Raw genomic sequence first — 23,294 nt, 5'->3', positions numbered from 1 at the left:
TTGTTCACGGAGGAAACGAACATGTCCAAGATCGACGAACGTTGGGAAGCGAACAAGCAGGACCTCGCCGAGGCCGCCGCCAAGGCCGGCATCGAGCCGGGCCTGATGGCCAAGATCGCCGGCTTCGAGTCCGGCTACAACCCGCATGCGCGCCCCATCGCCGGCGCCAAGCACGCGGAACTGAACACGGTGACGCAGTTCGACGGCACCAAGGCGATGTCCTCGGCCTATGGCTACGGCCAGTTCCTGGACGACACCTGGGTCGGCATGGTGCACAAGTACGGCGAGAAGTACGGCGTGCCCAACGCCGACAAGCTCACCGCCGACCAGATCAATTCGCCGGAGATGCGCAACAACTCCAAGCTGCAGGCCGGCATGCTGGCGGAATTCACCAAGCAGAACATGCAGCTCGGCGCCAAGCTGGGCGGCCCGGATGCGGACGCCAACGTCTATGCGCTGCACAACCTCGGCCAGGGCGGCGGCACCAAGTTCCTGGAGGCGCTGAAGGCCGATCCGAACCAGCGCGTGGACCACGTACTCTCGCACAAGGTGATCGAGCGCAACCCGGGCCTGTACGGCGACGGCAGCATGACGGTGGCCGAGGCCTACAAGGGCATGGGCCAGCAGATGGACAAGTACGCCAAGTACGCGCAGGAGCTGGAAAAGGGCGTGCCGGCCAAGTCGGCCAGTGCGCCGGCCGCTCCCATTCCGGTGCCGCCCGCCAAGTCCGAGGCGCAGCCGCCCAGGCACGCGGCCCCGGCCGGCCATGCGGTGCTGAAGGAAGGCGACAAGGGCCAGGACGTCAGCGCGCTGCAGAAGCAATTGCACGACCTGGGCTACAAGGGCGCCGACGGCAAGCCGCTGCGCGTGGACGGGCAGTTCGGCCCCGGCACCAAGGGTGCGTTGGAAGCGTTCCAGCACGACCATCACCTCCAGCGCGACGGCGAAGCCGGCCCGCTCACCCAGAAGCAGCTGCAGACGCAGACCAGGCTGCATGCGCAGGAGCAAGCAGCCAAGCCGCTGCTCAACCAGCCCGGGCACCCGCAGCACGCGCTCTACAACCAGGCGCTGGACGGCGTGCAGAAGCTGGGCGGCGGCGCCTCCAGCGCGCAGCGCGAGAACTTCGCCGGCTCGCTGGCCGTCGAGGCGCAGCGCCAGGGCCTGAAGCAGATCAACCACGTGGTGCTGAATGACGACGGCTCGCGCGCCTGGGCCGTGCAGGGCGACCTGCGCTCGCCGTTCAAGCAGCACGCCGAGGTGAACGTGGGCCAGGCGATCAACACGCCGCTGGCGCAGAGCAGCGCTTCCAGCGCGCAGTTGCACAGCGCGCCGGGACAGGAGCAGGCCAGGAACCAGCAGCAGCAACAGCAACAGTCTCAGCAGCTTGGCTCGCCATCTCGCTGAGGCTCCAAAGCGGCGCCCCATTGTCGGCATCCCGGCGTAGGCCGGGATTCGGTGGCGGTATCGTTCGGTTGTCGCACTGACGCGTGGGTGTCTCGCCTACGGCGAGTGTTTCGCCCCGCTGCCGCGGGGCGAGTTACTTCTTCTTTGCGTGCCCAAAGAAGAAGTAACCAAGAAGAAAGGGCACCCTGCTTGGCGCCCTCAGCAGCGCAGCTGCTGAGGGTCCGTGAGGGCTGGCCGGGCTTTTTGACAGGGCATCCATGCCCTGATCAAAAAGGCGGGGACATCGTGTCCCCGCCCCCCTGCGGGGGCCTTTTCGTCCAGCCCTCACCGCCGGCGCCAAGGGGACCCGGTAGATCAAGAGCAGAAGCGCGCAAGCGGAACGCCGCGGCTGCGCCGCGTGCTCTTGGTTCGATTTTCGCCTCGCGCTCCATCTCCCTCTCCCCGCCGGGGAGAGGGCCGGGGTGAGGGGCTGGGTGGAGCGCGTCATCGAATCTCGCGACAAGCCCAAGAACCATCCCCGTCGAAGCGTCCCCATGTGCGCCCCGTCAAGCTTTGGTCGCCATGGCCGACATATGTTGGCTACAGTGTCGGGCTGATCCGCAGCGAAACGCGCCATGGAAACCCATCGAGCCACTCCTCCGCCCCGCCGTTCCGCCGGCCCGCAAGGCACGCGGCTGTTTTCGGCCGAGGAGCTCAAGCGCCTGGCCGCCCAGGCCGAACCGGACACCGACGGCCGCGCCAGCGCGCAGTCGCCGGTGCTGGAAGGGGCTTCCGAAGGCTTCGAAGGCCGCCGCTTCGCCCTGCACGCAGGGCGCCAGACAGTAGGCCGCGGCGGCCATAACGACGTGGTGATCGACGACCTCAGCGTGTCGTCCACCCACGCCTGGATCATGAACCAGCAAGGCCACTACGTGGTCATGAACACGCTGTCCACCAACGGCACCTTCGTCAACGGCCAGCGCGTGCACGAGGCGCCGCTGCGCCACGGCGACCGCGTGCGCTTCGGCCAGGCGGAGTTCGTGTTCCTCACCCGCGAACCGGGCGGGCGCATGCGCGCCGTTACCGGCTGGCTGATCGCCGCCGTGGCGGTGGCGCTGGCCGGCGCCGCGGCGCTCACCTGGTGGCTGACCACCCGCGCATGAACGCCGTCGCCGCACCGCGGATGATCGGCCGCTACCGCATCGACGGCGTGCTCGGCGCCGGCGCCATGGCCATGGTGTATGCCGGCTTCGACCCCGGCATCGACCGCCCCGTGGCGATCAAATGCCTGCACCGCCGCGCCGCCGCGCGCGGCCTGGAAGAACGCCTGCTGGCCGAGGCGCGCGCCGCCGGCCAGCTGGTCCACCCCAATATCGTCACCATCTTCGACACTGGGCGCACCGAGGACGGCCGCGCCTATATCGCGATGGAGCGGCTCACCGGCGAGTCCCTGGCCAGCCGCGTGGCGCGCGAAGGCCTGCCGCCGCTGTCGGTGGTGATCGAGCTGGCCACGCAGATGGCCGCCGCGCTGGACTACGCGCACGGCCAGGGCGTGCTGCACCACGACGTGAAGCCCGAAAACATCATGCTGGTCGACGACTGGCACTACGCCAAGCTCAGCGACTTCGGCATCGCGGAGCGCCGTGCCGAGGGAGCAGGCGACGGCCGCATCGTTGGCGGCACGCCCGCCTACATGGCGCCGGAGCGCCTGCGCGGCGAAGCGGCCGATGCGCGCAGCGACCTGTTCTCGCTCGGCGTGGTGCTGTACTGGCTGATCACCGGCAAGCTGCCCTGGCCGGACATGCCCGACCTGCCGCGCCTGCTGCGCGAACGCCAGCGCCTGCCGCGCCCGGTCATCGATCCGATCGACCCGGCCACGCCGGCCATGCTGATCGGCGTCGTCAACACCCTGCTCTCGCCCGCCCCGTCCACGCGCTACCAGCGCGGTGCCGAGGTGATCGACGACCTGCGCCTGGCGCGCAAGGAGTACGAGCGCGCGCACGAATCGCCGCTGGCCTCGCGCATCATCTCGCTGCGCACGCGCTGGATCGGCGCGCTGGCCGCGATCCTGTGCGTGGTGCTGCTGGCCGGCCTGGCCGCCATCTACGCCAAGCAGAACACCGCGGTGAACGGGCTGGCCACGGATTTCGGCGGCTCGCTCGGCCGCGTGGTCGCCGGCGAGGCGGCGGAAAACCTGCTGCTGCACGACGACGCGGCCACCCGCGCCCTGGTGCAGGACGTGGCGCGCAACCAGCAGATCCATTACCTGGCCATCGCCAACCGCGACGGCAACGTGGTGGCCAGCACGGCGCCGGCGGAACTCGGCGGCGCGCTGGCGCCCGCCCCCCTGTCGCGCCGCGTGCTGGACGACGGCGTCACCAGCTACCGGGGCCGCATGGGCAGTGCGGGCGAAGCGGCGATGCTGCTGTTCGACGTGCCGATCCGCTACCAGGACAAGGGCGTCGGCATGCTGCGCCTGGGCGTGAGCACCGCGCCGCTGGCGGCCGCGCAGCGCACCACTTTCTGGGTGATCGCGGCGGTGCTGGTGGTGACCCTGGCGGCGATGGTCGGCGCGGCCTATGCGCTGTTCCGCCGTCCGCTCGCCCTGCTGGGCATGCTGGGCGAGGCCATGCTGCGCGTGGCGCGCGGCGAATACGGCTACCGCATCCGCCTGGTGCGGCGCGACGAACTGGGCCGGCTGTTCGCCACCTTCAACCTGATGAACAGCTCGCTGCAGGCACGCCAGCCGGGCGAGACGCCCTCCGCCCCGGGTGCCGCCGCCGATGCCGCCGCGCAGCCCACCCTGGTGCTGCAGGCCGACGACGAGGACCGCCAGGCGCTGGGCTGAGCCCGTCTCAGAGCTGGCCCGTCTCCGAGCTGGCCCGCCTCAGAGCTGCTTCAGGCGCTGCTTCAATTCCACCGCGCGGGCGCGATAGATCACCGCCCGCTCGTAGCTGGGGTCGATATCCAGCACGTGGTCCCACAGCGCGATCGCCTGGTCCAGCTTCTGGTCGCGGTACAGCAGCACCGCGCGCTCGTGGTAGGTGGACAGCAGCTGGTCGCGCAGCAGCTGGTCGCCGGCCGGCTTCAGGTGGGGATCGAGCTTCAGCGCCTGGTCCAGCCGCGCCAGCGCGTCGGTCTTGCGGCCCTGGCGCAGCAGCACGGTGCTTTCGGCCTGCAGGCGCTGGGCGTCCGCGGGCGTGGCAGCCGGCGCGGGATTGCCCGCGGGCGCCGTGGGCGCCGCCAGCAGGTCGTCCGCCGTGGCGCGCACCACCAGGGTGTCGGCGGCCGGCGCGCGCGACGGCGCGGTCGGCAGGCGCACGGTGTCGCCCACGTGCAGCGCGGAGGGGTCGTCCGAGCCGTTGTAGCGGGCCAGGATCAGGAAACGGCTGGCGTCGCCCAGGAAACGCGAGGCCAGCGTGCTGTACGAATCGCCCGGCTGCACCACGTAGTTGCGCGAAGCCGCGCCCAGCGCCTCGCGCGGATCGGCAGTGAGCTGGCGCAGCAGGCCCTGCGCGGCGCGGTCGCCGGGATAGCGCGCCAGGTACTGGCGCAGGCGGCGTTCGCCGTCGGCGTAGCGGCCGTATTGCAGATAGGTGTTGACCACGGTGGCCGGCGGCATCAGGTCCGCGTCGCGCACATCGGCATTCGCGGCCGGCGCCGTTTTCGCCGCGGGCGCGTTGCCCAGGGCCTTGTCCACTTCCGAACGGACCACCTTGACCTGCGCGCAGCCGGCCAGCGCCAGCACGGACACGACCAGCGCCAGGCGCCTGCAATGCAACGAAACCACCACCGTCTTCCCCTGTATCGTCCGGCGCCGCCTAGTCCGGCGCCGCCCCGAGGCGGCGATCTTCCGGGATCGCCTGCCCTGCCGCGTTCTTCCCGCATTGGCGCGGGGAAGAGCGAAGCGACATTAGCGCCGACACGGCCGGCGCGCGAGAGGGCCATGCCTGCGTGGCCCGGAACGATCAAGCCAGTCATGCCGATTCGCCATCGCTGAAATACGCCCCGGCCGGCTGTTCGACGCCGCGGCGCGGGCCTAGCCTGCACTGGCTTCCCCACGCATCGAGGATCCCCATGCTTCGCCATCGCACCTGCATGCTTTCGGCCGCCCTGCTCGTGGCGCTGTCCGCTTCCTTCGCCCAGGCCGCCGTTGCCGCGCCGCCGGACAGCGCCACCGCCAAGCCCGCCATGGACATGGCCGCCATGCCGGTGCCGGCCTGGCTGGTCGGCACCTGGACCCTGGTCCGCTGCGACAACGTCTATCCGGACGGCCGCCGCGTCGAGCTGTACGGGCACGACCCGCAGGGCCAGTGGATGATCGACGCGCACGGCCATTACGCCATGGTGATCGCGCGCGCCACGCGCACGCCGTTTGCCGCGGGCGACAAGGCCAAGGGCACGCCGGAGGAATACCGCGCCGCGTCGCTGGACATCAATGCGCACTACGGCACCGTCGGCGTGCAGGGCGACCAGCTGACCTCGCATATCGCGCAGGCCACCTTCCCGAACTGGAACGGCCGCGGCGGCAGCACCGGCTTCAGCCGCGACGGCAATCAGCTGACCTATATCGTGGCCAGGCCGTCGAGCGGTTCGTCAGAGGGTGCGCACGGCGAAGTCGTCTGGCGGAAGCTCGACTGACGGGGAGGTTGGGGTGAGCGCAGCGAACCCCAACGTGGCCGCAGCGTTGGGGTTCGCTGCGCTCACCCCAACCTACGCCGCCAGGTGCTTGAACGCCTCGGCCAGGGTTCGCAGCGCCTGCCGCGAGCGCGGGTCGTTGAGCCCCGTGTACAGCACCACGTCCTGCCGCGGCAGCTCCGGCAGCGACAGCGCCGGCCCGACGTCGACCGTGCCGCCCGGCGCCGCGCGCCGGGCGAGCACGGCCACGGCAAGTCCGGCCGCGGCGGCGGCGCCCAGCACCGCCGCGCCCTTGCCGATGAAGACTTCGGTCCAGGCGATGCCGGCCTGGTCCAGCGCGCGCACCGCCGCCGCGCGGATGCTGCACGACTCGCCCTGCGTCGACAGCGGCAGCGGTTCGCCCGGGCGCAGCCGCCAATGCGCGGCGGCGATCCAGGCGAACTGCTCCGCGTAGATCACCTCGCCTTCCTGCCGGCGGCTTTCCGGCTGCATCACCAGGATCGCGTCCAGCGCGCCCTCCTCGTAGGCCTGCAGCAGTTCGCGCGAACCGCCCACGCGCAGCTCCAGCAGCAGCTGCGCGTCGTGCTCGTTCATGTGGCGCAGCAGGGCCGGCAGTTCGCTGCCGACGATCAGCTGGCTGATGCCCACCGTCAGACGGCGCCGCTCGACGTGGAACGACGACACCGCACGCTCATGCGCCCCCACCAGTTCGCGCGCCGCTTGCAGGAACAGCGAGCCTTCCGCCGACAGCCGCACCTGGCGCGGGGTGCGTTCCAGCAGGCGCCGGCCCAGCTGCTCTTCCAGCCGCCGCAGCTTCAGGCTGAGCGCCGACTGCGTGGTGGCCAGCGTCTGCGCGGCGCGGGTGAAACTCTGCAGGTCGGCGATGAAGACGAAGGCCTTCACGGCATCCAGGTCGAGGGCTTTGGTGGAGGACTTCATCGAGGCGCTTCCGGTGGACGGTCCGTGTGACTGCGGGGCGGCGCGGCGGTTCCGTGCGCGCCGGGCGCCTTCTTGTAAAGCGTCCGGCGCGGCAGGCATAGTCCCTGGCGGCAGTCGACGTGGGGAATGGCATGCGGGTCCGCCTGGAAGACGTAGCGCGCGCGACGGGCGTGTCGCCCAAGACGGTGTCCCGCGTGCTGAACGAGGAGCCGTCGGTCAAGGAATCCACGCGCAAGAAAGTGCTGGCCGCGATGGAGCAGATGAACTACCGGCCCAGTCCCGCCGCGCGCGGCCTGGCCGGCAGCCGTTCGTTCCTGATCGCCATGCTGTACGACAACAACGAGAACCCCGCGTCCACGTACCTGGCCGAGATCCAGGACGGCGTGCTCGACGCCTGCGATGCGCACCGCTACAGCATGATGGTCAGCCCGCTGCGCCTGCGCGGGCACGATCCGATCCGCCGCATCGACGCGCTGGTGGCCGACCACCATATCGACGGCGTGATCATGACGCCGCCGCTCACCGACCACGCGCCCCTGCTGCGCCGCCTGCAGGAACACGGCGTGCCCTGCGCCAGCATCTCGCCGCTGCAACGCGAAGCGGCCATCGGCGTGTGCATGGACGAACAGCAGGCGGCGAAGGCGGTGGTGCAACATCTGCTCGAGCTGGGCCACGAGCGCATCGGCCATATCCTGGGCATCGCCAACCACGGCGCCAGCCGCTGGCGCCTGCAGGGCTACAAGGACGCGCTGGCCGCGGCCGGCCTGCCGTTCGATCCGGCGCTGGTGGTGCAAGGGGAATTCACCTTCGGCTCCGGCGTCATCGCCGCGCGCGGCCTGTTCGAGCTGGCCAGGCGGCCGACGGCGATCTTCGCAGCCAATGACGACATGGCGGCGGGCGTGATGTGGGCGGCGAACGAGCGGGGCCTGAAGGTGCCGAAGGATCTCTCGGTCTGCGGCTTCGACGACACCCCGCTGGCGACCCAGCTGTGGCCGCCGCTGACCACCGTGCGGCAGCCCAGCCGCGAGATGGGCAAGCTGGCCACCTTGCAGCTGATGGACAAGCTGCGCGGCCGCGGTCCGGGCTTGCTGTTGCAGGTGCCCTATTCCCTGCAAATACGCGAATCCACCGCCAAGCCCTGACGTAGGTTGGGGTGAGCCGCAGGCGAACCCCAACGGTGCGGTGCGTTTGGACGTTGCGATGTCGGGGTTCGGTCTGGTCCTAAAGTGCTGCAACGCCAATTGACAGCGCTGTCATTTCTGGCAGGCTCAGCGGCTCTGGGGGCAGCTCCGGGGTGAGCGCCGATGGTTCTTATCGTGGAAGGGAGAAAGGCGTGCTGGCGTCCGTTCGTCGTATGCGTGTTGCACCGATCGCTTGGGCCCTCGCCCTCGCCTGTCTGCCGCCCGGCGCCGTGACGGCCGCCGATACGGCCGTCCATCCCGAGCAATGGCCCGCGGCGCATTGGCCGCTGCCGCGCGATGCCGCGCTCGAACAGCGCGTCGCCGCGCTGATGGCGAAGATGAGCGTGGAAGAAAAAGTCGGCCAGCTGATCCAGGCCGACATCTCCGCCATCACGCCGGACGACCTGCGCACCTACCGCCTCGGTTCCATCCTCGCCGGCGGCAATTCCAAGCCGGAAGGAAAGACCACCGCCACGGCGGCACAGTGGAAGGCGCTGGCCGATGCGTTCTACCGCGCCGCGATGGATACCAGCGACGGCCGCCAGGCCATCCCGCTGCTGATCGGCATCGACGCCGTACACGGCCACAACAACACCGTGGGCGCCACGCTGTTTCCGCAGAACTCCGCGCTGGGCGCCACGCGCGATGCGCAGCTGATCCGCGACATCGGCGCGGCGACCGCGGCCGAAGTGCGCGCCACCGGCATCAACTGGACCTTCGCGCCCACCCTCGCCGTGCCGCAGGACCTGCGCTGGGGCCGCGCCTACGAAGGCTATGCGCAGGACCCGAAAGTGGTGGCGCAGTACGCGGCCGCGATGATCGAAGGCTTGCAGGGCAAGGCCGGCACGCCGCATTTCCTCGACGCCTCGCACGTCGTCGCTTCGGCCAAGCACTTCCTCGCCGACGGCGGCACCAAGGACGGCAAGGACCAGGGCGACGCGCAGGTCAGCGAAGCCGGGCTGCGCGAAGTGCACGCCGCCGGTTATCCGCCGGCGATCGATGCCGGCGTGCAGACGGTGATGGCCTCGTTCTCCAGCTGGAACGGCCAGAAGATGCACGGCAACAAGGCGCTGCTCACCGGCGTGCTCAAGGGCCGCATGGATTTCCAGGGCTTCGTGGTCGGCGACTGGAACGGCCATGGCCAGGTGCCGGGCTGCAGCAACGTCGACTGCCCCGCTTCGATCGATGCGGGCGTGGACATGCTGATGGCGCCGGACAGCTGGCGCGGCCTGTACGAGCACACGCTGGCCGAGGCGAAATCCGGTGCGATCTCCGCCGCGCGCCTGGACGACGCGGTGGCGCGCATCCTGCGCGTGAAGTTCCGCGCCGGCCTGTTCGAAGCCGGCCTGCCCTCCGCGCAGCCGCTGGCCGCGAAATCCGCCGAGGTGATCGGCAGCCCCGCGCATCGCGCGCTGGCGCGCCGCGCCGTGCGCGAGTCGCTGGTGCTGCTCAAGAACAACAACGGCCTGCTGCCGCTGGATCCGCGCAAGCGCATCCTGGTGGCCGGCGATGCGGCGGACAACATCTCGCGCCAGAGCGGCGGCTGGACGCTCACCTGGCAAGGCACGGGGCTGAGCAATAAGGACTTCCCCGGCGCGCAATCGATCGGCGCCGGCATCGCCGAGCAGGTGAAGGCAGCGGGTGGCCAGGCCGAGATCGCCGCCGACGGCCGCTACGCGAGCAAGCCGGACGTCGCCGTGGTGGTGTTCGGCGAAGACCCTTATGCGGAATTCCAGGGCGACCTGCCCAACCTGCTGTATCGCCCGGGCGACGAACACGATCTGGAACTGCTGCGCCGCCTGCATGGCGACGGCATTCCCGTGGTGGCGGTATTCCTCAGCGGCCGTCCGCTGTGGGTGAATCGCGAGATCAACGCCTCCGATGCCTTCGTCGCCGCATGGCTGCCGGGCAGCGAGGGCGGTGGCGTCGCCGACGTGCTGCTGCGCAAGCGCGACGGCAAGATCGCCAACGACTTCCACGGCAAGCTCGCTTACGCATGGCCGGGCAGCGGCGTGCACGGGCAGGGCGAATCGCGCTTTCCGTTCGGCTACGGCCTGCGCTATGCCGACCATGCCAGCGTCGCCGACCTGTCGGAAGCCTCCGGCATCAGCGGCGAGCAGATTCCGGTGGGCAACTATCTCGACCGCGGCAAGTCGGTGCGCGGCTATACGTTCCGCCTGCTCGGCGCCGACGGCGTTGCCTCGGTGGTCAGCACCTCGCAGTCGGCCACCGGCGACAGCAGCCTGCGCATGAGCGCGCTCGACTACAAGGCGCAGGAAGACGCACGCCGCTTCGAGTGGACGAAGAGCGGCGCGGAGTTGACCATCCAGTCGCGCGCACCGTTCGATCTGGATCGCCAGACCAATGGCGACGTGCTGCTGGTGGCGACCGTGCGCGTGGATGCGCTGCCGGGCAAGGACGCATGGATCGGCATGGGCTGCGGCGCCGGCTGCAAGGGGCGCGTGGCGCTGGGTCCGACGCTGGCGGCCTTGCCCACCGGCACGTGGACGCGCATCGGCGTGCCGCTCAAATGCTTCCGCGCCGCGGGCGCCGACATGCACCGTATCGACCAGCCGTTCGTGTGGGGCGCGGGCGCCGGATCGTCGGTGGCGCTGGCGCGCGTCGCGCTGGGCACCGACGCCGACCAGGTCGTCGACTGCGCCAGATAAGCGCCGAACCGGGCAGCCCGGCACGGCGCTGCCGCAAGCATCTTCCCGCTATGCACCATGGGGGCCGCCACGTTCGCTGGCGGACCCTCGCAAAGCCCGTCACAGCAAGGGTTTGATGTGGAGTTCACGCGTGCTGCCACGCGTCAAGCTTCCGCGGGAAAGGCGGTCTATCATCCCCGAATGACAGCGCTGTCATTTTGACATCCAGCATCACGCCGCCGTCGGGGAGACGGCGGCGCCCATCGCCAAGAAGTAGGGGAGACTTACATGAAGTTGCGCTACTCAGCTTTGCACGTCGCCTTGGCCCTGGCGCTCGCCACGCCGGCGGCGTTCGCGGCGGACGGTCCGCAGGCCGCGCCTGCACAGAACACACCTGCACAGGGCGGCACCGCGCCGGACAAGAAGGTCAAGCAGCTCGACGCCATCGAGGTCAGCGCCACCAAGCGCGAAACCCCGCTGCAGAAGACGCCGGTCGCCGTCAGCGCCATCACGCCCGACACGCTCGACAAGGAGCGCGTGATGACGGTGCAGGACCTGACCCGCCTGGTACCCGGCCTGCAGGCCACCGCGCAGGGCGACCACGGCGTGGTGACGCTGACCATGCGCGGCATCGGCAACGACAGCGCCAAGACCGAATACGCCGACCCGGAAGTGGCCACCTTCGTCGATGGCGTGTACTCGCCGCGCGCCGAAGCCGCCGCCGGCCTGCTGCTGGACATGGACGGCGTGGAAGTGCTGCGCGGCCCGCAGGGCACGCTGTGGGGCCGCAACTCCACCGCCGGTGCGATCAGCTTCCAGACCGCCAAGCCCGACATCAATGCCGGCTTCTACGGCAACGCGCAGGTCGAAGCGGGCAACTACAACATGATGGGCGCGCGCGCGGCGGTGAACCTGCCGATCAGCAGCACCTTCGCCATGCGCGTGGCGGTGGTGCACGCCCAGCACGACGGCTACGTCGATTACCAGAATCCGGCCAGCCAGCTGCCCAGCGTGGCGCAGCAGCAGGCGACGTATCTCGCCGCCGGCGGCAACCCCGCCAAGTTCCGCCCGATCGACCCCAGCCTGTTCGTGCAGGGCGGCGACAAGTACAGCGCGCAGGATCAATCGGCCGCGCGCGTCAGCGCCTTGTGGCAGCCGAGCGAGGCGTTCAAGTGGAACCTCTCGTACGAGTACTTCATCGATCGCGGCACGCTCAACATGGGCCTGATGCAGCAGCCGCGGCAGGGGCAGAAGTTCTGGTCCGCGCTGATCGACACCGCGCCCGATCTGCACCGCAACTCCGGCACCTTGCGCAGCCGCATGGACTGGAACATCGGCAGCAATATGCAGCTGAGCTATGTGGCCGGCTACAACCATTTCTCCGGCAAGAGCCAGTTCGACCAGGATTCCGGCGTGCAGGTGCCGACCAGCTTCGCCACCGGCGCTTCCTCGCAGAACGACCGCACCAACTCGTCGAACTACAAGAGCTACAGCCACGAGTTCGACCTGAAGTCGGTGGGCGAGCAGACCGTGGACTGGATCGTCGGCGCCTATTACGGCTACGAAGACAACAACATCCGCTTCGACATCCCGATCATGAACGGCACGATGGTGTCGGAGTCGGTGGCGTGGCAGGGCTCCTTCATCCAGCCCAAGGAGACGGTGAAATCCACCGCGCTGTTCGGCCAGGCCACCTGGCATCTGTCCGACCACTGGCGCCTGACCGGCGGCCTGCGCTGGTCGGACGATGAGAAGAAGAACATCGGCGGCCGCGGCTGGGGCTGGGCGTACGATCCCACGGTGCCGCAGGTGCCGATCGCGCCGAGCACATACCCGAGCCCCGCGACCGGTTTCAATATCTCCACGCGCAACGACGCCAAGTACAGCGACGACCGCGTGACCTGGCTGGCGCGCATCGACACCGACATCAGCGAACACGGCCTGCTGTATGCCAGCGTTTCCACCGGCTACAAGTCCGGCGGCACGCAGGACGCCGGCACGCTGTACAAGCCGGAGACGCTGACCAACTACGAGATCGGCACCAAGTTCGTCTTCCTCGACGGCAAGCTCACCTGGAACACCGCGGCGTACTACGAGGACTTCAAGGACTTCCAGCTGTCCGCGCCGATCACCTATCCGGACGGCAACCGCGGCCTGGGCTTCAACAACGTCAAGGGCAGCACCAAGGTGGCGGGCCTGGAGTCGGAGCTGGCGTACCAGGACAAGGACGACCGCGCCAACCTGGTGCTGTCGCTGATCCCGAAGAAGGAACTGGGCACCTTGCTCTATGCGGGCAGCAACGATTACCAGGGACTGCCGGCGTGCGCGCCGCAGTCGGGTATTTCGGCCTGCATGAATATCTCCGGCAACGATCTGCCGCATGCGCCGAATGTCGCGCTCACCGCGATCTACGAGCACGATTTTCATCTGGGCAATGGCGGCCGCCTGACGCCGCGTTTCAGCGGGCAGTACCAGAGCGACCAGTGGCTGAGTACGTTCAACCTGGGGGCAGGGGATAAGCAGAAGGCTTATTTCCGCGGCGACCTGGCGCTGCGCTATACCGAGCCGCAGGATCGCTGGTGGGCGGCGGCCTTCGTGCAGAACGTCACCGACGGCCGCGTGCGGACCAGTGCGGGGCGGTTTGCGATGCCGGACGGGAGCTTCCAGTACGTGTCGCAGTATCTGCCGCCGCGGACGTTCGGGGTGCAGTTGGGCGTGTGGTTCTGACCGGGTTCCATCCGCCGGCGCAGCGATGGCGCCGGCGTACTCCCCTTGGCCGGGTCCGCGCGACCCGGCCCTTTCTTCAGGGCGAAAGCGGACACGCCGCTGCCGCCTGACGCGTAGGTTGGGGTGAGCCGAAGGCGAACCCCAACAGGCCTCCCGCGTGGCCGCACCGTTGGGGTTCGCTGCGCTCCCCCCAACCTGCGCTGCTGCCACGGGATGTCAGCAGTCCGGCTTCGCTGCGACCGCTTCGACCATGCCTGCTGGCATGATGTACGGACCTCACCCCGTGATGGCCCCCACATGCCGCCCCGCACCACCCACGCCCAGGTCGCGCTCGCGATCGGGGTCCTGCTGATCGCCATGGTGTCGTACCAGTGCGGCGCCTCCCTGGCCAAGCACCTGTTCCCCCAGGTCGGCGCGCAGGGCGCCACGGCGTATCGGCTGGGGCTCAGCGCATTGATCCTGCTGCTGTGGCGCCGCCCGTGGCGCCGCGTCCACCGCGGCAAGGACTGGCGCGTGCTGTGGGGCTACGGCCTGGCGATGGGTGCGATGAACCTGGTGTTCTACATGTCGCTGCGCACGATCCCGCTGGGCATCGCAGTGGCGCTGGAATTCACCGGCCCGCTGACGCTCGCGATGATCGGCTCGCGCCGCCTGATCGACTTCGTGTGGATCGCGCTGGTGATCGGCGGCCTGCTCCTGCTGCTGCCCCTGCAAGGCCAGGTGCATGCGCTCGATCCGGTGGGCGTGATGTATGCGCTGGCGGCGGGCGTGGGCTGGGTGCTGTACATCGTGCTGGGCCAGCGCACCGGCGCGGCGTATGGCGCCGATGCGGTCACGCTGGGCACTTCGATCGGCGCCCTGCTGGCGATCCCCTTCGGCGTGGCGCACGCCGGCACCGCACTGCTGTCGCCTTCGCTGCTGCCGTACGCGCTGGGCGTGGCCTTCCTCAGTTCCGCGCTGCCGTACTCGCTGGAAATGATCTCGATGACGCGCCTGCCCGCGCGCACCTTCAGCACCTTGCTGAGCCTGGAACCCGCCGTCGCCGCGATGGCCGGCGTCACCCTGCTGGGCGAGCGCCTGACCACGCTGCAGTGGCTGGCCATCGGCGCCATCATCATCGCTTCGGCCGGCACCGCCTTGAGCGTGCGCCGGCCGACCGCCGTCGAGCCGGGCACGGCCGTGAATTGAAGCGGCTCAGCGCTCCACCACCGGCAACCACACCGCCGACGGCTGCGCGCCCGACCGCAGCACCGTGATCGTCGCCGCGCGGTAATCGCCCGGCTTCGCCTCGAAGATATTCGGCACGAAGGTCTGCGGGTTGCGGTCGTACAGCGGAAACAGCGAGGACTGGATCTGCACCATGATCCGGTGCCCCGGCTGGAACACGTGGTTCACGTTCGGCAGCTCGAAGCGATAGCGCTGCGGCTGGTTCGCCGGAATCGCGCTGGGATGCTCGAAGCTCTCGCGGTAGCGGCCGCGGAAGATATCCAGCGCAATCGGCAACTCATAGCCGCCCATCGACGGATCGTGCGTCACCTGCGAGGGATACACGTCGATCAGCTTCACCACCACGTCGCCATCGGTGCCCGTGGTGGCCGCGCGCACGTCCGCCACGGGGATGCCCTGCACGCGCACCGGCGCGGTCAGCACCGGCGTTTCGTACACCAGCACGTCGGTGCGTCCATCGACAAAGCGCTGGTCGCTCACCAGCCATTTGCTCCAGGGCAGATAGCCGGCATAGGTCGAGCCGTAGGCGAAGAACGGATCCAGCACGGGGCGCGGCAGGAAGGGCACCGGCCTGGCCGGATCGCTGACATAGCTGTCGCCCGCATCCGCTTCGGTGGGCGCGGCGAAGCTCAGGCCGAAATCCTTGCCCAGGTACAGCGGCTTCAGGGCGTTCGCGCAGCCGTGCTCGCAGGCCGTGGGCCAGTCCTCGAATCGGTCCCAGCGGTTGTCGCCGGTGTTGTAGACCGAGACGCGCGCCAGCGGCGCCGCCGGCTTGTCGCGCAGGTAGTGTTCGAGGAAGGGCAGCACCATGTCGCGGTTGTATTCCAGTGCGGTGTCGCCCGACCACTTGAGCGACCCCAGCGCAAAACCGGTGCCGTTGACCTGGCTATGCGACCACGGGCCCAGCACCAGCCAGTTGTTGGACGCATGGCCGGCGGCCTTCAATGCCAGCCATGCGTGGTTGGCACCCCACATGTCCTCCTGGTCGAACAGGCCCTGTTCCCACAGCGTGGGCACCGACGAAGGATGCGCCGCCAGCAGCCGCACCAGGTCCTGCCCCTGCCAGAACGCATCGTAGGCAGGGTGTTCCATCACCCGCGCCGTGAACGGCAGCTTGTCCAGGCCGCGGCTGCGCACGTAGTCGCCGGTGGAGCCGGCGCGCAGGTACTCCTCGTACTTGTCGTAGGTGTCGCTGGGCGTGACCGCGCCGGCACCCTTCTGCACCGTCTGCATATGCACATAGCCGAGCATCAGGTTGCGGAACGCGCCATGGTGGAACCAGTCGTCGCCCATATAGGCGTCGATCACGGGACTCTCCGGCACCGACGCCTTCAGCGCCGGATGCGGATCGAGCAAGGCCATGGCGGCGGTGAAGCCTTCGTACGACGAACCGATCATGGCGACGCGCCCGTTCGATTCCGGCACGTGCTTCACCAGCCAGTCGATGGTGTCCCAGGCGTCGGTGACGTGATCCACCTTGGTGGGATTCAGCGGCCCGCGCACCGGCCGCATCATCACGTAGTCGCCCTCCGAACCGTATTTGCCGCGCACGTCCTGATACACGCGGATATAGCCGGCCTGCGCGAACACCGCATCGCCCAAGGGCAACGCGGACAGCAGCGACGAGCTGGTCGCATTGCCCGCGCGCTCGTCCGCGTTGTACGGCGTGCGCGTCAGCAGGATCGGCGCATCGTGCGCGCCCTTGGGCAGCATGATCACCGTGTAGAGCTTCACCCCGTCGCGCATCGGGATCATCGCCACGCGCTTGACGAAGTCCTGCCCGCCCGGCACCGCGTCGTCGAATGTCTTCGGGATATCGTTGACGCCGTACAGCGGCGCCTGCTTCCGCGGTGCGTCGGCCGCGGCCACCGTGGCCGCCATGGCGAAGAGGCACAGCAACAGCGACCTGCCCAGGGTGGTCCTCATGCGTCCGATCCTTTCAGCGGGGATGTCCGTTCGATCTTAGGCACGGCCCGCGCGCCGGCGAAAACTAAAAACGCTAATGGCTCTTATAAGATGCGATTATCCGGCGAGGCCCGGCATCCCCCACGGTCCGGCCCACCCACCTGATCACGGACAGCGGCATGGGCATCCGACTCGATATCGCATTGCTGCGCAGCTTCGTCGCCATGGCCGACGCCACCTCGGTCAGCGGCGCCGCCGGGCAGGTGGGCCGCACGCAGGCGGCGCTCAGCCAGCAGCTGAAAAAGCTGGAGCAGGCCGTGCAGCAGCCATTGATGATCCGCAGCGGCCGCGGCGTCTCGCTCACCACGCATGGCGAACGGCTGCTGGCGCATGCGCAGCGCATCCTGCGCACGCACGACGAAGCGGTGGCCGACCTCACCGGCGAGAACCTGTCGGGCCGCCTGCGCTTCGGTTGTCCGGACGATTACGCCCGCGTGTTCCTGCCCGGCCTGCTGCAGAGTTTCGCCAGCCTGCATCCGCAGGTATTCATCGAAGTGGTGTGCGCGCCATCGCCGCGGCTGCTGGAACGCTTGCGCGACAAGTCGCTGGACATCGCCCTGGTATCGCAGCCGGACAGCGCGGAGCGCGGTCATTTCCTGCGCCGCGAACCGCTGGTCTGGGTGGGCAGCAAAGGCAGCCAGGCATTCCGGCGCGATCCCCTGCAGCTGGCGCTGTCGGATCCGGATGCGCTGGATCATCTGGCCGCGACCGCCAGTCTCGATCGCGCCGGCCGCGAATACTGCATCGCCTATGCGAGCGGCAGCGTGGCCGGCCTCACCGCGGTGGTGCGTTCCGGACAGGCCATCACCGTGATGACCCTCACCGGCGTGCCGCCGGATCTGCGCGTGCTGCCGCCGTCCAGCGGACTGCCGGCGCTGCCCTCGATCGGCATCACCATCCAGAACGCCGCGCATGCATCGAGGCTGTCGAGCCGTTTCGAAGCGCATGTGCGGGCGGTACTGCCCACGCTTTGACCGCCCAGGCCGGGCAAACCGCCTACTTCATGCCGATGCGCATCGCCTTTCAATGCACCGTACGGCGTATGTCGGGCCTGCCAGCCAGCCCGTAGATTCCGGCAGGGAGGCGCTGCCTCCCCGGGGCGGCGGCCAGGGCTACGCCGCGATCGACGCCCGTCACCATCACCGAGGGTCAGCCATGAAGCATCTGCTCATGACCACGGCCGGAACGCTCCTGCTCATCGTCGCCGGCGGCACCGTGCTTTCCGCGCAGGAGAAAGCCAAGGGCCCGCCGGGCACGCACGACAAGTACTCGCTGGTCTCGCCCAGCGGCATCGCCTTCGCCGACTTCAAGGGTTACGAGGACTGGTCGGTGGTATCCAGCGCGCGCACCGACGAGGTGCTGAAGGTGATCGTGGCCAATTCCATCATGATCAAGGCCTACAAGTCGGGCATTCCCGGCAACGGCAAGCCGTTCCCGGAAGGCTCGAAGATCGCCAAGCTGCAGTGGAAGTTCAAGAAGAGCACCGAGGCGCCGTTCGTCGTCGACGTGCCCGACGTGTTCTCGCAGGCCTTCGTGATCGAGAAGGACAGCAAGCGCTTTCCCAGGAGCGGTGGCTGGGGTTATGCGCTGGTCGACTACGACGCGGCCGCGGATACGTACAGCGCCGACCCCACCGGCGTCGCCGACTGCGGCCACTCGTGCCACGTCAAAGTGGCCGCGAAGGATCACATCTTCCATCCGTACCAGAAGCGCTGATGCCGGCAGGCAAGGGGCTTGCATCGCCGCAAGCCCCTTGCGCCGACGTCAGGGTCCGATCGGCAGACTGGCAATGCCGGTTGCCGCTGCGCCGGAGCCGCCGGCCTCGGTCACCCACAGCAGGCCGGCGCGCTGTTCCAGTGCGATGTTGTAGTAGCCGCTGTTGGCCGGCGTAATCGTGTACTGCGCGATGCGGCGGGCCTTCGGATCCAGCATGCCGATATAGCCCGCGTCCTGCTCGAACCAGACCCGGCCGCGGCTGTCCACGCGCATGTCTTCCGCGTTGGCGTTGGCGATGGGCAGGGGATATTCGATCCAGCCGCGCGTTACCTTGGGCTTGACCTCGCTGGTGCTCGGCGGTGCCGGTGCACGCGTAGGCATCGCGCGTGCCGTGACGGTGGGTTTGATCGTCGCGGGCTGCGGGCTCGCCGCGCGCGTCGCCGGCTTGGCGGTTTCGTCGGTGTGCGGCGCCACGGCCGGGTCGAGCAGCGCCAGCGCATTGCCGTAGTACTCGGACACCCACACCGTGCCGTCGGCATTGGCGATCACGCCGGAGGGTGTGCCACCGGCTGTCGGCACCAGGTAGGTGCTGATCGTGTTCGTGCCTGGGTTCAAGCGCCGGACCTTGTTGGTCCCTTTCGGCCCGGCGCCAGCGTAGTTGCGTTCCACGAACCACACGTTGCCCTGCGGGTCCAGGCTCAGCTGTTCCATATGGTCGTCGGGATGCTCCAGCCGCACCGTCCACTCGGTGACGCTGCCATCCGGCGCGAGGCGCCCGACGCCGGCGGTGACGGTGAACCATTGGCTGCCGTCCGGCGCGAGCTGGATGAAATACGGTTTCTCGCGCGAAGGAATCGCGTACTCGACGAGCGCGCCGCTGCGCGGATCCAGGTGCCCGATCGCGCGGCGGACCTGATCGGTGAACCAGATACCGTCCTTGCCGGTTTTAAGAATGAAAGGCTGGCCGCCGTCGGGCAGCGGGTACTCCGCCGAACTGCGATCCGGCCGGAGCACGGCGATCTTTCCGGCGCTGGTTTCCGAGTACCACACGTTGCCGTCGGCGGCGACGTCGACGCCCTGCGGCGTGCTGGCCTGGGTAGGCGTGGCGAAGGTGTCGAAGCCGGCCTTGGCGGGAGCCGCATCGGCGGCGGCGAGAGCAGGCACGGGAAGCAGGAGGGCAACGGCGCCGAACATGGCCGGCGCGGCCAGACAGAGCATGCGATGCATCACTCATCTCCTTGTGATGGGCGGGAATGCCCGCGATCCGGACGGCTGCCCGGATCGCGCGGCACGCTAGCACAGGGTTTCGTGAAGGCCCGTGCATGCCAAGCCCGCTCCCCGCCGGCGTTTTCAGCGGATGGCAGGCGAGAGGATGGCCCATGCCGCGGCAGTGCGTGCCTGCCACCCGCCGGTGAGCAGGCGATAGCGGACGCCGCGGGCGGCGAGTTCGCGCAGGTACCACCGGTGTTGCCATGCGCGGAAGGCTTCGTCGCGCCGCGTGCCGTCCTGGATGAAGGGGACGTCGGGCGCGCACAGCAGCACCTCGTCGTAGGGGCGTTGCGCGAGCGCTTCCAGTTCGGCGCAGGCATGGCCGAACATGGCCTGCGCGTAGAGCAGGGTGGTCAATGGCGTGGTGTCGCAGAGCAGGAAGCGTTGCGCGGTGGGCGCCAGTTGTTCTTCGCGGGCCACCTGGGTCCGGGCGATAGGCAGCATGTCGTCCGCGACGAGTCGCCCCTGCTTGTGCTCCCACAGTTCGCGGCCGTATTCGGCGGCATGGACCGTGCCCAGCGCGTTGGCCAACTGCGCCGCGAGGGTGGACTTGCCGGTGGATTCGCCGCCGAGGATCGCCACGCGCCGCACGAAGTCGCCATACACCAGGGGATCGAGCGAAGCGCGCGCACGATGGACGTCCGCACGCACCGCCGTGCCCGATACGGGGATGGCGGTGCGCGCGGCATCCACGCAGACATGCATCACCGCCGGGCCACCGCGCTCGCCCTGCGCCCGCGACAGCGACGCGGCGAAGCCGTCGCCGTAGGCTTCGCTGGTAAAGACGGCCTCCACGTCCACGCGCAGCACTTCGCGCAGCAGCCAGGCCACGAAAGCGCGATGTTCCTCGTCCGATGCTTCGTTAGGCGGCAACGCGACGCCATGAGCCGCCAGCCGCGCGTCGTCGACCACCAGACGCGTCGCCCGCGGATACAGCGCCGCCAGCCAGCGCTCGCGCCGCTCCGGTTCGCAACCGGGAAACTCCGGCCTGGTATAGCTGACGATCACCAGCTGCTCGCATGCGGCTTGCGCACGGTCGAGCAGATATTGATGTCCCCGATGCAGCGGACAGAACTTGCCCACCACCAGAGCGGCGCCGAAACGCTTCACGCCACCGCTTCCGCACGCCGGAACAGATTGTGCCAATGCCGCCACGCCACCCATGCATTGATCCAGTACGCCGAATAAAGCACGGCCGTCAGCATCAGCCCGCGCGAGGCATACAGCGGCACCGCCACGCTGTTGACCAGCAGCCAGATCGGCCAGGTCTCGATCCGCCGCCGCATCAGCAGCAGCTGCGCCAGCACCGACAAGGCCAGCACGGTCGAATCGGCAAACGGTGCGTAGGCATCGGTAAAGCGATGCAGCAGCGAACCGTACACGAGGGTGGCCACCGCCGCGCCCGCCACGAACCAGGCCAGCGTGCGCGGCGCGGTGCGGCCGATCGGCAGTTCCGCGCGCCCGCCATGCCGGCTCCAGTACCACCAGCCGACCACGCTGGCGCCGACGAAGAACACCTGCAGCAGCACGTCGGCGTACAGGCGCGTTTCCCAGAACAGCAGGGCGAACAGGGAGCAGCCGGCGATGCCGGTCCACCAGGTATGCACGCTGTTGCGGCCGGCCAGCAGGATCGATGCGGTGGCCAGGGCGTTGGCGACGCCTTCCAGCAAGGTCATGCGGCCATGCCTCCGGGCAGGTCGGTGGTGTATTGCAGCACTTTGTCCTCGCTGGTGAGTTCGATAACGCGGACGTGGCGTCCGCGCAGCGCGGCGGATACCCGGTTTGCCGCTTCGCTGGCGTAGTTCATCTCGGCCTGCGCCAGCGCCACCGCCACGTCGCCGTTCGCGGCCTGATGCACGGCGTAGCGCGACAGCGGCAACGGCAGCAGCGCATGGGTCAGGTCGATATTGTTGATCCAGTCGCCGTCCCGGGTGAGGAAGCGTACCGGCTGGCGTCCATGCAGTTGTGCGATGGCGGGGCCTTCAGGGGTGTCGATCAGCACGCCGTGGTCGCCGGTGCGGTAGCGCAGCAGCGGCAGGCAGAAGTTGAAGCCGCCGGTCAGCGCGATTTCGCCGGGTTGTCCCTGCGGCACCGGCTGGCCGTGCGCATCCAGGGTTTCCACGTACATGCGGGGCTGCAGCAGCACGAAGGAATCGAGTGTCTCGTCGTACACACCCAGCGGGCCCGCCTCGTTCATCGAATACACGTCCAGCACCGGGCAGCCGAAGCGCTCGCTCAAGTTCGCGCGCAGCGATGCGGACAAGGCCATCGATACCGAGAGCAGGGCGCGCGGCCGGTGGCGTACCGGCAGTTCCAGCAGCGCCGCGAAGGAAATCGGATCGCCGGCGATCACCTCCGGCTGCATCGCATCGAGATAGCGCGCGCGGTCGGCGGGATCGCGCCAGTCGTCCGGATGCAGGTTGATCTTGGCCAGGCCCGACTCGTCCATGGTCGGCGTGACCGAGATATAGGTGAAGCATTTGCGCTGCAGGCCCAGCAGCATCACGCCGACCTGGCCGCGGCCATGGCGCAGTTCGATGCCGGCGCGCCGCAGCGCGCGCTGGTGGAACGCCAGATAGCGGCCGGCTACCAGCGGGTGCGATGGCAGGATCAGCGGATGGCCGGTGGTGCCGGTGGTGCGGAAGTTGATGAGTCGATCCAGTGGCACGGCGTCGGGCACGAACTGTGCGATATCCGCGGCGAGATCGCCGCGGCCCACCGTGGCGATCTGCGCGAAGCCAGCCGGCCGGCCGAGCGAGCGATAGTGCGGGACCTGCGCGAACACCTCATCGACGAAAGTATCGAGCCATGGCGGTGCGTGGCGCGTGCTCCATGCGAAGCGCGCAGCGGCCACCTCGCGCTCGTAGGCGCGCAAGTCCTCGACCTCTTCGGCCAGCAGGCGATTGCCGCTGCGATTGCGCAGCATCGGCGCACTGGGGTGCTCGCTCATGAAGCGCAGCATCGCCCGGCCCGCCTCGCTCAGCGTCGGATAGCGCTCGGCGTCCGTCGGTTCGCGGCTCACTCGCGCGTCCACTTGTCCGCGGACTCCTCGGCCGCCTTGCGCGCCAGCGCTTCGCGGATGGCGCGCGCACGCGCCTCGGCTTCGCGGCTGGCCTCCAGCAGCCGGCGCCGCTCGACGCCGCTGACGCTGGCGAGGCGATCCGCCGCCTGGCTGGCGGTTTCGCCTTCGGGCGTCAGGCCCAGCCGTGCGATGGCGGTGCGCGCCAATTCCTCGCGGCGCTCGGGTTCGAACACGTAGCGCGAGGCATTCGCTTCGGCCGCGAGCGCGGGAACCGCGTCGGCGAACAAGGCGGGCAGCGCGGGCGAGGCCTTGGCGAGACCGTGCCAGGCATCGTCCGCCAGCAGCCAGGCCAGCACCGCCGACAAGCTCAGCTGCTCGGCGGACACGGCTTTGAGTTCGCCGGACAGCGTGGCGAGCAGGCTCATCGGCGCCTGGACATCCAGCGCGGCGAACACGTCGTTGACCACGGCGGCCACGCGCACCTGGCCTTCGCCGCCGCGCCACGGCGGGGCGAGGAAATCCGGCGGCGTCTCGATCAGGCGCCGCAGCAATCGTTCGAGCGAAGGTCCGGCCGGCATG

General features: G+C 69.1%; 18 protein-coding genes. 10 read left to right on the top strand and 8 right to left on the bottom strand.

Translation table 11 applies throughout. The features are described from left to right. Positions 1–21 precede the first annotated feature (21 nt). The 3 genes from ISN75_RS21505 (at position 22) to ISN75_RS21495 (ending at position 4,231) form a co-directional block, all read left to right on the top strand. Positions 22–1,404, top strand: a complete 1,383-nt coding sequence (locus ISN75_RS21505) for an XVIPCD domain-containing protein (RefSeq protein ID WP_343818189.1) — start codon at positions 22–24, stop codon at positions 1,402–1,404. Between the two features lie 614 nt (positions 1,405–2,018). Beyond that, the gene (locus ISN75_RS21500; RefSeq protein WP_343818187.1) at positions 2,019–2,546 is read left to right on the top strand and encodes an FHA domain-containing protein; all 528 of its coding nucleotides are present in this window, start codon (positions 2,019–2,021) and stop codon (positions 2,544–2,546) included. After that, a complete protein-coding gene (locus tag ISN75_RS21495) occupies positions 2,543–4,231 on the top strand; it encodes a protein kinase domain-containing protein (protein ID WP_168649348.1) in 1,689 nt (562 codons plus the stop codon). The genes ISN75_RS21500 and ISN75_RS21495 overlap by 4 nt, the downstream gene beginning before the upstream one ends. A gap of 39 nt (positions 4,232–4,270) precedes the next feature. Here ISN75_RS21495 and ISN75_RS21490 read toward each other — a convergent pair whose 3' ends face one another. Continuing rightward, positions 4,271–5,176 (bottom strand): LysM domain-containing protein, encoded by a 906-nt coding sequence (locus ISN75_RS21490; RefSeq protein WP_343818183.1) that lies wholly within the window; start codon positions 5,174–5,176, stop codon positions 4,271–4,273. Between the two features lie 284 nt (positions 5,177–5,460). Here ISN75_RS21490 and ISN75_RS21485 point away from each other — a divergent pair, with 284 nt between their 5' ends. Next, the gene (locus ISN75_RS21485; protein ID WP_343818182.1) at positions 5,461–6,024 is read left to right on the top strand and encodes a lipocalin-like domain-containing protein; all 564 of its coding nucleotides are present in this window, start codon (positions 5,461–5,463) and stop codon (positions 6,022–6,024) included. A 72-nt stretch (positions 6,025–6,096) separates the two neighbouring features. Here ISN75_RS21485 and ISN75_RS21480 read toward each other — a convergent pair whose 3' ends face one another. Next, positions 6,097–6,960 (bottom strand): LysR family transcriptional regulator, encoded by an 864-nt coding sequence (locus ISN75_RS21480; protein ID WP_167253028.1) that lies wholly within the window; start codon positions 6,958–6,960, stop codon positions 6,097–6,099. A 131-nt stretch (positions 6,961–7,091) separates the two neighbouring features. Here ISN75_RS21480 and ISN75_RS21475 point away from each other — a divergent pair, with 131 nt between their 5' ends. From ISN75_RS21475 to ISN75_RS21460, 4 genes are all read left to right on the top strand, one after another. Next, the gene (locus tag ISN75_RS21475) at positions 7,092–8,102 is read left to right on the top strand and encodes a LacI family DNA-binding transcriptional regulator (RefSeq protein ID WP_343818179.1); all 1,011 of its coding nucleotides are present in this window, start codon (positions 7,092–7,094) and stop codon (positions 8,100–8,102) included. A gap of 212 nt (positions 8,103–8,314) precedes the next feature. Continuing rightward, entirely contained in the window at positions 8,315–10,810 is a 2,496-nt protein-coding gene (locus ISN75_RS21470; protein ID WP_423385105.1) for a glycoside hydrolase family 3 N-terminal domain-containing protein, read from the top strand. Positions 10,811–11,077: 267 nt separating this feature from the next. Continuing rightward, positions 11,078–13,516 (top strand): TonB-dependent receptor, encoded by a 2,439-nt coding sequence (locus tag ISN75_RS21465; protein WP_343818175.1) that lies wholly within the window; start codon positions 11,078–11,080, stop codon positions 13,514–13,516. Positions 13,517–13,813: 297 nt separating this feature from the next. Further along, positions 13,814–14,704, top strand: coding sequence for an EamA family transporter (locus tag ISN75_RS21460; RefSeq protein ID WP_167253032.1), 891 nt, complete (start codon positions 13,814–13,816; stop codon positions 14,702–14,704). Between the two features lie 6 nt (positions 14,705–14,710). Here ISN75_RS21460 and ISN75_RS21455 read toward each other — a convergent pair whose 3' ends face one another. After that, entirely contained in the window at positions 14,711–16,669 is a 1,959-nt protein-coding gene (locus ISN75_RS21455; RefSeq protein WP_343818172.1) for a CocE/NonD family hydrolase, read from the bottom strand. Between the two features lie 158 nt (positions 16,670–16,827). Here ISN75_RS21455 and ISN75_RS21450 point away from each other — a divergent pair, with 158 nt between their 5' ends. Both ISN75_RS21450 and ISN75_RS21445 read left to right on the top strand, forming a co-directional pair. After that, entirely contained in the window at positions 16,828–17,682 is an 855-nt protein-coding gene (locus ISN75_RS21450) for a LysR substrate-binding domain-containing protein (RefSeq protein WP_343818170.1), read from the top strand. A 181-nt stretch (positions 17,683–17,863) separates the two neighbouring features. Then, the gene (locus ISN75_RS21445; protein ID WP_343818166.1) at positions 17,864–18,424 is read left to right on the top strand and encodes a cytochrome P460 family protein; all 561 of its coding nucleotides are present in this window, start codon (positions 17,864–17,866) and stop codon (positions 18,422–18,424) included. 48 nt (positions 18,425–18,472) lie between these two features. Here ISN75_RS21445 and ISN75_RS21440 read toward each other — a convergent pair whose 3' ends face one another. From ISN75_RS21440 to ISN75_RS21420, 5 genes are all read right to left on the bottom strand, one after another. Continuing rightward, a complete protein-coding gene (locus ISN75_RS21440; protein ID WP_343818164.1) occupies positions 18,473–19,651 on the bottom strand; it encodes a virginiamycin B lyase family protein in 1,179 nt (392 codons plus the stop codon). Between the two features lie 123 nt (positions 19,652–19,774). After that, entirely contained in the window at positions 19,775–20,803 is a 1,029-nt protein-coding gene (locus ISN75_RS21435; RefSeq protein ID WP_343818162.1) for an AAA family ATPase, read from the bottom strand. Beyond that, positions 20,800–21,369 (bottom strand): nicotinamide riboside transporter PnuC, encoded by a 570-nt coding sequence (gene pnuC / locus ISN75_RS21430; RefSeq protein ID WP_343818161.1) that lies wholly within the window; start codon positions 21,367–21,369, stop codon positions 20,800–20,802. Before pnuC ends, ISN75_RS21435 begins: the two co-directional genes overlap by 4 nt. After that, a complete protein-coding gene (locus ISN75_RS21425) occupies positions 21,366–22,715 on the bottom strand; it encodes an AMP-binding protein (protein WP_343818159.1) in 1,350 nt (449 codons plus the stop codon). Before ISN75_RS21425 ends, pnuC begins: the two co-directional genes overlap by 4 nt. Next, positions 22,712–23,293: a hypothetical protein gene (locus ISN75_RS21420; protein WP_343818157.1), complete on the bottom strand. Its 582-nt coding sequence runs from the start codon at positions 23,291–23,293 to the stop codon at positions 22,712–22,714. Before ISN75_RS21420 ends, ISN75_RS21425 begins: the two co-directional genes overlap by 4 nt. Position 23,294: the final 1 nt, after the last annotated feature.

The organism is Dyella marensis, from assembly GCF_049532885.1.
Taxonomy (GTDB): Bacteria; Pseudomonadota; Gammaproteobacteria; order Xanthomonadales; family Rhodanobacteraceae; genus Dyella_D; species Dyella_D marensis.
The sequence above is the reverse complement of the archived record's forward strand: the minus strand, read 5'-3'. Positions and strand labels throughout refer to the sequence as shown.

Coding starts and splice junctions, on each gene's coding strand:
- ISN75_RS21505 (WP_343818189.1), top strand. CDS start 22: ATGTCCAAGATCGACGAACGTTGGGAAGCGAACAAGCAGGACCTCGCC.
- ISN75_RS21500 (WP_343818187.1), top strand. CDS start 2,019: ATGGAAACCCATCGAGCCACTCCTCCGCCCCGCCGTTCCGCCGGCCCG.
- ISN75_RS21495 (WP_168649348.1), top strand. CDS start 2,543: ATGAACGCCGTCGCCGCACCGCGGATGATCGGCCGCTACCGCATCGAC.
- ISN75_RS21485 (WP_343818182.1), top strand. CDS start 5,461: ATGCTTCGCCATCGCACCTGCATGCTTTCGGCCGCCCTGCTCGTGGCG.
- ISN75_RS21480 (WP_167253028.1), bottom strand. CDS start 6,960: ATGAAGTCCTCCACCAAAGCCCTCGACCTGGATGCCGTGAAGGCCTTC.
- ISN75_RS21475 (WP_343818179.1), top strand. CDS start 7,092: ATGCGGGTCCGCCTGGAAGACGTAGCGCGCGCGACGGGCGTGTCGCCC.
- ISN75_RS21470 (WP_423385105.1), top strand. CDS start 8,315: ATGCGTGTTGCACCGATCGCTTGGGCCCTCGCCCTCGCCTGTCTGCCG.
- ISN75_RS21465 (WP_343818175.1), top strand. CDS start 11,078: ATGAAGTTGCGCTACTCAGCTTTGCACGTCGCCTTGGCCCTGGCGCTC.
- ISN75_RS21460 (WP_167253032.1), top strand. CDS start 13,814: ATGCCGCCCCGCACCACCCACGCCCAGGTCGCGCTCGCGATCGGGGTC.
- ISN75_RS21455 (WP_343818172.1), bottom strand. CDS start 16,669: ATGAGGACCACCCTGGGCAGGTCGCTGTTGCTGTGCCTCTTCGCCATG.
- ISN75_RS21450 (WP_343818170.1), top strand. CDS start 16,828: ATGGGCATCCGACTCGATATCGCATTGCTGCGCAGCTTCGTCGCCATG.
- ISN75_RS21445 (WP_343818166.1), top strand. CDS start 17,864: ATGAAGCATCTGCTCATGACCACGGCCGGAACGCTCCTGCTCATCGTC.
- ISN75_RS21440 (WP_343818164.1), bottom strand. CDS start 19,651: ATGCATCGCATGCTCTGTCTGGCCGCGCCGGCCATGTTCGGCGCCGTT.
- pnuC (WP_343818161.1), bottom strand. CDS start 21,369: ATGACCTTGCTGGAAGGCGTCGCCAACGCCCTGGCCACCGCATCGATC.
- ISN75_RS21420 (WP_343818157.1), bottom strand. CDS start 23,293: ATGCCGGCCGGACCTTCGCTCGAACGATTGCTGCGGCGCCTGATCGAG.